Origin of the sequence: Dietzia sp. CW19 (assembly GCF_014145265.1) — a bacterium.
Classification (GTDB): Bacteria; Actinomycetota; Actinomycetes; order Mycobacteriales; family Mycobacteriaceae; genus Dietzia; species Dietzia natronolimnaea.
Map to the genome: position 1 here is coordinate 1 of NZ_JAALEE010000081.1, position 10,456 is coordinate 10,456.

Annotated in this window: 12 protein-coding genes; 7 read left to right on the forward strand and 5 right to left on the reverse strand. The window is 67.7% G+C overall.

Going from position 1 to position 10,456, the window contains the following annotated elements; translation table 11 throughout:
- Nucleotides 1–108 precede the first annotated feature (108 nt).
- The 4 genes from G6021_RS02875 to G6021_RS02890 form a co-directional block, all read right to left on the reverse strand.
- Complete coding sequence (locus G6021_RS02875) at nucleotides 109–963, reverse strand: oxygenase MpaB family protein (protein ID WP_304816467.1); 855 nt, start codon at nucleotides 961–963, stop codon at nucleotides 109–111.
- A 72-nt stretch (nucleotides 964–1,035) separates the two neighbouring features.
- Nucleotides 1,036–1,671 carry a hypothetical protein gene (locus G6021_RS02880; protein ID WP_182610697.1) on the reverse strand — a complete coding sequence of 212 codons (636 nt, stop codon included), beginning with the start codon at nucleotides 1,669–1,671 and terminating at the stop codon, nucleotides 1,036–1,038.
- Complete coding sequence (locus G6021_RS02885) at nucleotides 1,661–2,875, reverse strand: MCE family protein (protein WP_182617859.1); 1,215 nt, start codon at nucleotides 2,873–2,875, stop codon at nucleotides 1,661–1,663. Before G6021_RS02885 ends, G6021_RS02880 begins: the two co-directional genes overlap by 11 nt.
- A gap of 80 nt (nucleotides 2,876–2,955) precedes the next feature.
- On the reverse strand, nucleotides 2,956–4,200 hold the full coding sequence (locus tag G6021_RS02890) for an alpha-D-ribose 1-methylphosphonate 5-triphosphate diphosphatase (RefSeq protein WP_020171046.1): 1,245 nt from the start codon (nucleotides 4,198–4,200) through the stop codon (nucleotides 2,956–2,958).
- A gap of 176 nt (nucleotides 4,201–4,376) precedes the next feature.
- Between G6021_RS02890 and phnC the strand changes: the two genes are divergently transcribed.
- From phnC to G6021_RS02915, 5 genes are read left to right on the forward strand one after another with little or no spacing between them, the layout of a single operon-like run.
- Entirely contained in the window at nucleotides 4,377–5,174 is a 798-nt protein-coding gene (gene phnC / locus G6021_RS02895; RefSeq protein ID WP_007633967.1) for a phosphonate ABC transporter ATP-binding protein, read from the forward strand.
- Nucleotides 5,175–5,230: 56 nt separating this feature from the next.
- Nucleotides 5,231–6,139, forward strand: a complete 909-nt coding sequence (gene phnD, locus G6021_RS02900) for a phosphate/phosphite/phosphonate ABC transporter substrate-binding protein (protein WP_182640253.1) — start codon at nucleotides 5,231–5,233, stop codon at nucleotides 6,137–6,139.
- A gap of 56 nt (nucleotides 6,140–6,195) precedes the next feature.
- Nucleotides 6,196–6,972, forward strand: coding sequence for a phosphonate ABC transporter, permease protein PhnE (phnE, locus tag G6021_RS02905; RefSeq protein ID WP_281254079.1), 777 nt, complete (start codon nucleotides 6,196–6,198; stop codon nucleotides 6,970–6,972).
- On the forward strand, nucleotides 6,969–8,003 hold the full coding sequence (locus G6021_RS02910; protein WP_182640252.1) for a phosphonate dehydrogenase: 1,035 nt from the start codon (nucleotides 6,969–6,971) through the stop codon (nucleotides 8,001–8,003). Before phnE ends, G6021_RS02910 begins: the two co-directional genes overlap by 4 nt.
- Nucleotides 8,000–8,758, forward strand: coding sequence for a GntR family transcriptional regulator (locus tag G6021_RS02915; RefSeq protein ID WP_182640251.1), 759 nt, complete (start codon nucleotides 8,000–8,002; stop codon nucleotides 8,756–8,758). The genes G6021_RS02910 and G6021_RS02915 overlap by 4 nt, the downstream gene beginning before the upstream one ends.
- Before the next feature lie 113 nt (nucleotides 8,759–8,871).
- Here G6021_RS02915 and G6021_RS02920 read toward each other — a convergent pair whose 3' ends face one another.
- A complete protein-coding gene (locus G6021_RS02920; RefSeq protein ID WP_182640250.1) occupies nucleotides 8,872–9,261 on the reverse strand; it encodes an alpha/beta hydrolase in 390 nt (129 codons plus the stop codon).
- A gap of 139 nt (nucleotides 9,262–9,400) precedes the next feature.
- On the opposite strand from G6021_RS02920, the gene G6021_RS02925 reads away from it, so the two are divergent.
- Both G6021_RS02925 and G6021_RS17085 read left to right on the forward strand, forming a co-directional pair.
- Complete coding sequence (locus G6021_RS02925; RefSeq protein WP_182610426.1) at nucleotides 9,401–9,853, forward strand: transposase; 453 nt, start codon at nucleotides 9,401–9,403, stop codon at nucleotides 9,851–9,853.
- On the forward strand, nucleotides 9,850–10,456 hold a 607-nt coding region (locus G6021_RS17085), incomplete at its 3' end, for a DDE-type integrase/transposase/recombinase (RefSeq protein ID WP_347238906.1). The genes G6021_RS02925 and G6021_RS17085, both read left to right, overlap by 4 nt.

Consider the following 10,456-nt stretch of genomic DNA (forward strand, 5'->3'; position numbering starts at 1 on the left):
GCCTGACCACCCGGCACTCGTCGCGCGGGTCCGACCCGCGACCACCGGAGGCCGGGGCGACACCGCCCCGGCCTCCGCCGTCTCATCTCCGACGTGAGCCCCGGGACGTCACATCAGCGGCCGTCCGGTTCGCAGGCGCCACTTCAGGTCCAGCAGCAGCACCCGGTAGGTGAGGGTCCGGACCGGGTACGGGAGCATCCGGTTGGCCGCCGCGGTGAGCGCCAGGAACCGCTCGAAGCGCCGCTGGTCCCGCGGGTCCCACGCCAGCCCCAGCGCGTCGCGGAACTCGCGGTGCAGGAACCCGGTCGTCACCCACTTGTTCAGGCGCCCGAACAGGACCGTCGTGGGCTGCGGCAGCATCCGGAGCTCCGTCAGACCCACCAGGTGGTCGCGTACCGAGTCGTCGAATCGGATCCGGGACTTGCCCTCGTGCCAGTAGTCGTCGAACTCCGCCCGCGTCGCCGGCCACTGGTCGGCGCGCACCTGGAGCGTCGTCCCCAGAGACGGGGCGGAGCGGTAGAAGGCCTCGCGGTCGGACTCGGTCATGGGTCCGTGCAGCCACTCGAAGACGTCCTCGAATCCCACGTACAGACAGGCGGCCACCCACATCTGGAGCTTCGGGTCCACCGCGCTGTACTTGACCGGACTGTCGGGTGTGGAGTGCACCCGACGGTGGATGCGGGTGACCTCCTCGCGGTAGACCCGCTTGTCGTCGTCGCTCCCCAGCGTGGCCACCGCCAGGTACTGGAAGGTCGTCCGGGCCCGCTTCAACGGCCTCTTGTAGACGTTGCCGGTGTCCACCCGGCTCTCGCGTACCCCCCAGCCCACCTCGGGCCAGGACAACTGCATGATGACGTTGGCGACCCCGCCGGCCGCACCGATCGAGTCGAGGGCGTCGGGGAGGACGGGCGGTCGACGGCGTGGGGTGGGCGGGGCGGGATTGCGGTGCAGTTCGGTGATCACGTGGCGGTTCTCCTCGGGTATCGGTGTCGTTCGGTCGGCGGTGACGGATCAGGCCGGTTCGGCGGTGACGGATCAGGCCAGTTCGGCGGAGTCGAGCAGCCAGCGGTTCCCGTCGCGGACCAGGGTCACGACCATGCGGCTCGCGTCGACCCGGCCCTCGGGCACGGTGACGTTGGTGATCTCCTGATCCAGGAAGACCAGCACCACGGCGCTGCCGGTGTCCACGCTCTGAACCCCCGCGTGGGTCACGGTTCCGGTCGAGGTGCCCTGTCCGTTGGTGAGCAACTCGCGCAGCCCCTCGGAGACCTCGCGATAGCGGTCGGCGAACTCCGGAGTGGCGTCCGCCACGACCGCCTCGATGTTGGCGTCCACGTCGCCGTGGTCGTAGGACGCGAGTTGGACGACCAGGCGGGTGGCGTCCTCGACCGCGCTGCGTCGGAGTTCGTCCTCCCGGTGGTCCGACCACACGAGGTAGCCCAACCAGGCACACGCGGCCACCAGTGCCACCACGACCACAGCGCTCACGATGCGAGCGGAGTTCCTCCGCGGGGGGGTCGTGCCCTCCACGGGATCATCGTCCACCGTGGAGGTGTCCGCCCGGGCCTTGTCCTCCGGGACGTTGTCCGCCCGGGCCCTATCCTCCGGGACGTTGTTCTCCCGGGCCCTGCCCTCCGGGACGTTGTCCTCCCTGGGTGCCTCAGCCGCCATGACGCAGTCCTTCCATCATCGTCGCCCAGTACGCGGCGATCTCCTTGCCGGTCGGGACGAGCACGGGGTCGACGGCCATGTCCGGGCCGATCCTGGTTCCGGGTTCGGTCGCCCCCGCCAGTCCCTCGTCGTTCGGTCGGGGAGCCGCCCGCGATCCCCGCTGCTCCAGGTCCTCGCCCGGCGGGCAGTACAACCGCAGATTCGGCTCACGCGGGGAGTGGTCGACGACGTCGCGGGGCTCGTACGGGTAGACGCACACCGGCCCCTGGGTGGCGACCAGTTGGAAGTCCGCGCGACCGTCACGCACGGTCCCCGCCAGGGCCCGCAGTCCCCGCTCGCCCTGCGTGAGGCCGGCCTCCCAGGCGGGTCCCCGATCGCGGAACACGGGTGTGACGACGAGGGTGTTGGCGAGCAGGCCGGCCGCGTCCTCCCGGTTGGCATCGAGGAGCACCTGGGCCCGGAGCATCGCCTCGGGTGATCGGTCGAGCAGGTACACGAGCGTGTCCTCCCGGCGGGCCAGCTGCTCGGCGACGTCGCGGGCCACCGAGGCCGACCCGCTGAGCGGATCCGCGCGCGCCGCCAGCGCGCGCACGGTCACGAGCCCGTCGCCGACGAGCCCGCGGAACGTGGGAGCCTGCTCGGTCAACACAGCCGTGAGCAGTGCGGTGTCCTCGAGGATCGCGCCAAGCCGCGGGCCGTTGCCCTCGAGAGCGGTGGCCACGCTGTCCCCGAACGAGGCCAGGGACTCCGGGTCCAGCGCCCGCAGCGAGGTGTCGATGTCGGCGATGAGGTGCTCGATCGACGCGGGTTGCTCGTCCTCGGGGACCAGCAACTCACCACCTTCTCCCAGGTAGGGACCGGCTCCGCTCGTCTGCCGGACGTCGAGCCGGTTGTCCCCCAGGGCCGTGCTGGTCACCACCCGGGCGTGTGCGCTGACGGGGATCCGGGTGCCGTCGACGATCCTCAGGTGGAGCCGGACCCCGCCGACCCCGTCGAGAACGGCGTCCTGGACCTCCCCCACGTCCACGCCGCGGTAGGTCACGCGCACCCCGGGTCCGACGCCCCGCGCGTCCTCGACGTGGGCCACCACCCGGAAACCACTCGCCACGTCGGCGTCCTCCCCGATGTACCGGATGCCGTAGCCGATGGCGACCACCGAGATGAACGCGAACAGCAGCGCCTGCGTGACGATGTGGCGGTTCACGGCGCACCCCTATCCGCCGGACTGGTGTGAGACAGCCGAAGCGGTGACAGTCCTCGTGGCCTACTGCCGCTGAATCCGAGCTACTCGCGGGCAGCGGTATGCGACTGAGTCGAAATGACGTGGGCGACGGGCCAAGTCTTGCTGAGGTCAGTCAGGACGAGGTCGGCTCGGAAGCCTTCGGTCAGCGCGCCACGGTCGCAGAGACCGACACAGGCGGCCGGGCCTGAGGTGATCAGTCGAACGGCGTGTGGGAGTGAGAGGACGCCGTCGCGCACAAGTCGCACTGCGGCTGGGAGCATAGAGGAGGGAAGGTAGTCACTGGCCAGGGAGTCGGCCACACCGGCGACGACGAGCTCGGCTGCCGAGACGTTCCCGGTGTGGGAGCCGCCACGGACGACGTTCGGGGCGCCAGCAACGACGAGCATGCCTCGGTCGCGGGCGGCACGGGCGGCGTCCAGGGTCGTTGGGAACTCCGCCACGGTGCAGCCGCGGTCGGCGGCAGCCGCGACGTCTTCCGGGGTGGCCAGGTCGTGGCCGAAGAGCCGGATGTGTCCGGCTCGGGCCAGGTCGCCCAGCCACGTGAGGGCGCGGTCTCGCACGGTGAGACGTTCGGCGCGGGTGCGACGCCACCGATCGACGTGGTCGACCGCAGCGGCCTCGGTCATACCCTCGTTGGTGATCAGCCACCGCTGCATGGTCGTGGGGTCGGCGAACTGCCCCTGCCCCGGTGTGTGGTCCTCGTGCGAGACGATCGGCACCCGTGCGCGTTGGGAATCATCCGGTGTGGTGATGCTCCGAAGCCTTTCAGAATCCGCGGAGTCGTCGAGTGCGGCCAGCTCCGTTGCGAGCAGCGTCCGGCCGTACTCGCAGCGGGCGTCCAACCGGTGCAAGACCTGGTGGTCGACCTGGGTGTCGTCGGCATGACGCAGCGAATCGGACAATTCTGCGGCAGCGGGGGAACCGATCGTCGTTCCCACGATGGAGTGCTCCTGGAATGCAAGGCCGTGGAAGGCGGTCGTGATTCCTGCCGCGCGTAGACGGCCGCCCGCCGACGTCAGTGCGAAGGCAGGGTCTAGGACGACGCCCGGTCGCGGCCGGGTCTCCCGCGCGAGGATGTCGGTGTGGACGTCGACCAGGCCCGGCAGCAAGTGGGCGCCGTGGGCGTCCAGGGTGCAGCCGGCACCCGGCGGGTGTGGGCCCACCTCGGCGATCCGACCCTCGCGCACCACCACTCTTGCGTTGTCCTCCACCCGATCGGGTAGCACCGCTGTGACGTGGCCGATCACGAAATCTGTCGGCGGCCAGCACGAGTTTCCGAAGGTCATGACGACACATTCTGACAGGGCCCTATGGCCGTCGCATGAACGCGGAAGTCATCGGTCGTTCACCGGCATCGGATGGTCGGACGGGGTTCACTCACCGTTCTCTCAACCCTGATCGTCCGTTCGCAAGTCCTCTATAGGTTTCGGGGTGTTCGACCAAGTCCTACAGAGGGGTTTCCATGATCGAGCTCGTCGAGGTGAGCAAGACCTACAAGGGGGGCGTGCAGGCGCTGCGCCGAACCAACCTGACGATCGAGGCCGGGCAGGTGACCGTGCTGCTCGGTCCTTCGGGAGCCGGCAAATCGACACTGCTGCGGTGCATAAACCTGCTCGTGCAGCCCACCACCGGGACTGTGCGTGCCGCCGGTCTCCCGGCACTGGACTCGCGCCGTGCATTACGACGGCATCGCCGGCGCACTGGCATGGTTTTCCAGCACCACCAGTTGGTCCCGCGGTACACCGCGCTGCGCAACGTACTGCTCGGCCGAGTCGGCTACCACAGTTTCTGGCACGGTCTCCTGCCCGCTGGTCGCGCCGACGAGCGCATCGCCCTCGAGGCGCTCGACCAGGTGGGTCTGCTCGACAACGCGCTCACCCGGGTCGACAATCTCAGCGGCGGCATGCAGCAGCGCGTCGGCATCGCCCGCGCACTCGCCCAACAGCCGCAACTGATCCTCGCCGACGAACCGGTTGCCAGCCTCGACCCGGCCACCGCAGTCCGAGTGATGGCGCTGTTGCGCCGTGTCTGTCACGACAACGGCATCACACTCGTCGCCAGCCTCCACCAAGTCGACCTGGCCCTTGAGCACGCCGACCGCATCGTCGGCCTCGCACACGGCGAGATCGTGCATGACAGCCCCGCGTCCGATGTCACCGATGACGCCATCCAACTCATCTACGAAGGCGTCACTGAGGAATCCGACGGCGACACCGTCGCCAGTACTGTCACCGGCCACCTCACTGCTGGTGTCCGCTGACCGGACGCTGCTCGCACCACCCGAATCACACTCACCACATCCTGGAGTTCTTCACAATGATTAGACCAGCCCGTTCCACAGCTGCCGCACTGGCGGCGCTGATCTCTTTCGCGCTTGTTCTCACCGGCTGCGGCTCCGGTTCCACCTCCGAGCCTGCCGCCGGCGAGGTGCCTGAGACCCTCCGCGTGGCCCTGCTGCCCGACGAGAACGCGTCTCAAGTGATCCAGGACAACGAACCGCTCAAGGAATACCTACAGGACGAGTTGGGCGTCGAGGTCGAACTCATCGTCACCACCGACTACTCCTCGATGATCGAGGCGATGACCCGCGGCCGGTTGGACCTGGCCTACTTCGGGCCATTGTCCTACGTGCTCGCCCAGGAGAAGGCCGACATCGAGCCCTTCGCCGCGCTGCAGGAGGAAGAAGGCGCTGCCCCTACTTACCAAGGGGTGTTTCTCGCTAATGCCGACTCCGGCATCACCACACTCGGCGACGTCGCTGGCAAGACCGTCGCGTGGGGAGACCCGGCCAGCACCTCCAGCCACCTGATACCCAAGGCCATGCTCGCAGAGGAAGCGGGCCTGCGCGTCGACGACGGCGATTACGAAGAACAGCACGTCGGCGCCCACGACGCGGTGGCGCTGGCAGTGCAGAACGGCAACGCCGACGCGGGCGGCATGAGCCTGCCCATCTACGAGCGCATGGTCCGAGACGGGACCATCGACCCTGAGGTGGTCGTGACCGTCCAGGAGTCCGAGCCCTACTACAACTACCCGTGGACTATGCAGACGAACCTGCCCGAGGACTTCAAGGCAAAAGTGCGGGCGGCGTTCTTAGAACTCGACGACGATGCCGTGCTCGAGCCGTTCAACGCCGCCGGTTTCGGACCGGTGACCGATCAAGACTACGACGCGGTGCGCGACCTTGCGCCCCTGCTGGACATCGACCTGGCGGACTACCAGTGACCGCCGACACTTTGCCGGACCCCGTCGAGGAACGGCGGGAAGAACAGTACCGGGACATCTCCCGTCGGGTGTGGATTGGCTGGGGGCGCAACAGCGCGGCCATGGGCGTCGTCGGCGTCCTGGTGCTGGTGTGCGTCTGGGCGGTGGGACTACTCGACGGCGAACGGATGATCACCGGACTGGCCGACATCGCCGACCTCCTGGGCGACATGTGGCCCCCGGACTTCACCAACATCAACCGGTGGTGGGGCCCACTGTGGGATTCGATGTCGATGAGTATCGCGGCCACCGCACTGGCGGTCCTGCTGTCGGTCCCACTCGCGCTGCTCGGGGCCCGTAACACCTCCCCGCACCCCACCGTCTACGCGGTCGCGCGCCTGGTCCTCAACACCCTGCGATCGGTGCCCGAGCTGATCATGGCGATCGTGTTCGTCGCCGCCGTCGGCTTCGGCGCCCTTCCCGGCGCCCTGGCACTGGGTATCCACTCCGCCGGCATGGTCGGAAAGTTCTTCGCCGACTCCATCGAACGCGCCGATCAAGCATCCGTCGAGGTCGCCCGCGCCGCCGGAGCCACCCGGGCACAAGTGATTCTGCACGGCATCCTGCCGCAGGTACTGCCCCAAATGGCCGACGTCACCGTCTACCGGTGGGAGCTCAACTTCCGCGCCTCGGTAGTCGTCGGCGTCGTCGGCGCCGGCGGCATCGGATTCGAGCTGATCGCCGCCCTCCGCACCCTCCAGTACCAGGAAGTCTCCGCAATCCTGCTCGTCATCCTCGCCACCGTCACCGTGGTCGACGCCCTCGGCGGAGCATTACGAAGAAGGTTCCAATGACAAACGCGTCCGCGCGCCCGGTGGTCGTCCTCACCCACCGGGTGCATCCCCAAATCCTCGACATGCTCGGCCGCGAGTGCGACGTGGTGCCGAACCAGCAAGACGACAGCCTCCCGGCATCCGAACTGAAACGCCGAGTAGCACACGCCGACGGGCTGATGGCGTTCATGCCCGACCAGATCACCGCGCAGTTTCTCGACGGTTGCCCGCGACTGCAGGTGGTCGCCGGCGCACTCAAGGGCTACGACAACATCGACGTTAGCGCCTGCACCGAGCGCGGCATCTGGCTCACCCGAGTCGAGGACTTACTCACCGAACCCACCGCCGAATTGGCAGTCGGGCTGCTGATCGGCCTCGCTCGACACGTCGCGACCGGTGACCGCACCGTGCGAGCCGGTTTCCGCGGCTGGCGGCCGGTGCTCTACGGACGCACACTCGTCGGCTCCACGATCGGCATCGTGGGCGCCGGCGTACTCGGCCGGGCCGTGGCGCAAATGCTCTCCGGATTCAATCCCCGACTTCTCTACCACGACCCCGATCCGGTGCCGTCCGCAACCGCGGCGTCGATCGGTATGGAACGGGTGGAACTCGCCGAGCTTCTGCAGCACAGCGACTCCGTGGTGGTCTGCGCCCCCCTGACGGCGGACACACTGCACCTGCTCGACCACCAGGCGATGACATCGATGCGACCCGGAGCGCTACTGGTAAACGTCGGACGAGGCTCAGTAGTACACGAAGACGCAGTGGCCCAGCTCCTGCGCAGCGGACACCTCGGCGGATATGCCGCAGACGTGTTCGAATTCGAGGACCTCTCCCGACCCGACCGCCCCAGCGGCCTGCACCCGGACCTGATGGAACTGACGAGCCATACCCTCTTCACCCCGCACCTCGGATCTGCGGTCGCGACGGCACGCTTGGCGATCGAGGAACACGCGGCGAGATCCATCCTGCAATCACTCGCGGGAAAAGTGCCCGACGGAGCCGTCAACGACCCGCGGAAACCGTCGACCTCCTCCGTTCCCGCAGTATGATCACGCCCATCAGCGACGCCGCACCCACCAAAACCAGTCCTCGGGTACCGGTGTACCTCGCCGCCGCCGACGCACTCGCCGAGCAGATCGCCAACCAGCCCGTCGGCACCCGGCTCCCCTCAGAAGACGAACTAGCCCGCACCCTGGGGGTCAGCCGGCTCACCGCCCGAGCCGTGCTGACCGAGCTGGAGAGGCGCTATCTCGTGCGCCGTCGGCAGGGCAGCGGCACCTTCATGTCCCGACGCATCGACTACACCATCAGTCGACACATCCCACCGTCCTGGAGCGCAAGCGTCCGCAAAGCCGGATTCACCCCAGACGTTCGCACCACCGGATGGCGACTCGAGACCCCACCCACCGAGGTCCGTGGCCGCATGAAAGTGGGAGCACGCAGACAACTGCTCGCACTCTCCCGTAACCGATACATCAACCACGAGCTCGTCGGCTACGCAGACACCTACCTCGACCCCCAACTCGTCCCCGATCTACCCCAGATCCTCGACCCTGCCGGCTCATTGCACGACACCCTGGCCAGCCACTACAAACTGGAACCCGAGCGCGGATGGTTCGGCGTCGCCATCGACCCGGCGCCACCCCACGTCGCCGAGCACCTCGAACTGAGCGGCCGCCCACCGGTCATCTCAATTCGGTCCCGCACCGATGCCGCCGCACGCAACCACCACCCCGTGGAACTCACGATCTCCTGGCTTCGAGCCGACGTATTCCGAGTCGAGGTCGACTTCGACACCACCTAATCAGGACGACAAACCCATCGCCCGCCCCGAATAACCGCAGTCACCAGGGGACTGCGGCCCCGGAAGGGCCGTCTTGTTTCTTGGAAGGTCGAGGGCGGAGATGCATGGTTGCTTCACGTCCACCGTTCGACGAATGCACGCACAGCGGTGTTGGCGATGTCGGGGTGTGATGCGGTCAGAAAGTGCTGCCCGCCGTCAACGATCTGGAGTTCGGCTGATGGAGATTGCGTGAACTGTGAAATTCCATGCTCGGCGTTGGCGACGGAGTACACCTGGTCGGCGGTGCCTTGCAGCCACAACACTGGGCATTTCACTTCGTTGAGGCGTGCCTCGAGGCCATCCCGGTCGCGGAGATTGATCGTGCTCGTCCGGAGTCGGCGCCGGCCCTCGTCTCCGGTGTAGTTGGCGCGGTAGGTTTTCAGCCAGAAGTTCCGTTCTTCGTCGGAGACATTCTCGCCGAAGCCGGCGCCAAGGACGGCGATAACGAAATCGTCGTCTACCACCCAGTCGTCACTGACTGGCGCCGATAGTGCATCGATGGATGGGCTGCAGAATTCTGACCCGTCCCTATCCGCCAGACTGAGGTGAGACACCCGGACTGGCTGGATGAGAGGCTGGGGCGCGACTGAAGGAGAACCCAGCATGACGATCACTGCTACCACTGCTGCGGCCGTGGAGGCCTTGCAGCCGACGCCGGTGCCGGCACAGGAGACGGTGGAATCCCCGCGGGCCGGGCGGCCGGCGCGGCGGACGTTCACCGCCGAGTACAAGCGGCGGATCGTCGCCGAGTACGACCAGGCCCCGGCCGGTGAGAAAGGCCGGGTGCTGCGGCGTGAGGGACTCTACGATTCCAGCGTCAAACAGTGGCGGGCCCAGATCGAAGCCGGAACACTGGGCAGGGTGTCCAAGAAGAAGCCTCGGGAGGGCCTGTCGCCGGAACAGGCGCGCATCGCCGAACTGGAAAAGCAGATCGGCAAGCTCGAGACGGACGCGGCCCGAAAGGACGAGGTCATCGCTGATCGTGACGCCGCTTTGGAGGTCATGGGAAAAGGTGTCGCGTTCTTGGAGGCGCTCTCGAAAAAGAACACGCGGTGAGCCGGGCGGCCTGGCGCACCTGGCAGGCCGAGACCGCGCAGCTGCTGACCGCGCTGCTGGGTGTGGTGCGCGCATGTGCGCTGGTTGGCCGGTCGCGGGCAACGCACCACCGCCAGGCGAATCCGAAGCCGCGCGCCTACGGCCCGCACCCCAAAGCCCGACATCCTGCCGAGCTCAGCGACCCGGACCGCGCCGCGGTGCTGGGCGTGCTCACCAGCGACGCTTACGCCGATCTGTCGGTGGCCCAGGTGTGGGCCCGAGAGCTCGACGCGGGCCGGTATCACTGCTCGCAGCGCACAATGCACCGCATCTTGGCCGCCCAGGCGATGAACGGCGAACGCCGCAGGCAGGCTACCCATCCGCCGCGCAAGATTCCCGAGCTGGTGGCGACCGCGGCAAATGACGTCTGGTCCTGGGATATTACGAAAATGCGGGGTCCGGCCAAGGGCGTCTGGTACCACGCCTATGTCGTCATCGACATCTTCTCCCGCTACGTCGTCGGGTGGCGGATCGAGACCGTCGAGGACGGCGAACTGGCGGCTGACCTGGTCGCTGACGCCATCGCTGAGCAAGGGCGGGCACCGGGGTATCTCCACGCCGACG

What these genes read in the sequence shown, in the direction of transcription:
- phnD (WP_182640253.1), top strand. Translation starts at nt 5,231, where the DNA reads ATGATTAGACCAGCCCGTTCCACAGCTGCCGCACTGGCGGCGCTGATC.
- G6021_RS02925 (WP_182610426.1), top strand. Translation starts at nt 9,401, where the DNA reads ATGACGATCACTGCTACCACTGCTGCGGCCGTGGAGGCCTTGCAGCCG.
- G6021_RS02880 (WP_182610697.1), bottom strand. Translation starts at nt 1,671, where the DNA reads ATGGCGGCTGAGGCACCCAGGGAGGACAACGTCCCGGAGGGCAGGGCC.
- G6021_RS02915 (WP_182640251.1), top strand. Translation starts at nt 8,000, where the DNA reads ATGATCACGCCCATCAGCGACGCCGCACCCACCAAAACCAGTCCTCGG.
- G6021_RS02890 (WP_020171046.1), bottom strand. Translation starts at nt 4,200, where the DNA reads ATGACCTTCGGAAACTCGTGCTGGCCGCCGACAGATTTCGTGATCGGC.
- G6021_RS02910 (WP_182640252.1), top strand. Translation starts at nt 6,969, where the DNA reads ATGACAAACGCGTCCGCGCGCCCGGTGGTCGTCCTCACCCACCGGGTG.
- phnC (WP_007633967.1), top strand. Translation starts at nt 4,377, where the DNA reads ATGATCGAGCTCGTCGAGGTGAGCAAGACCTACAAGGGGGGCGTGCAG.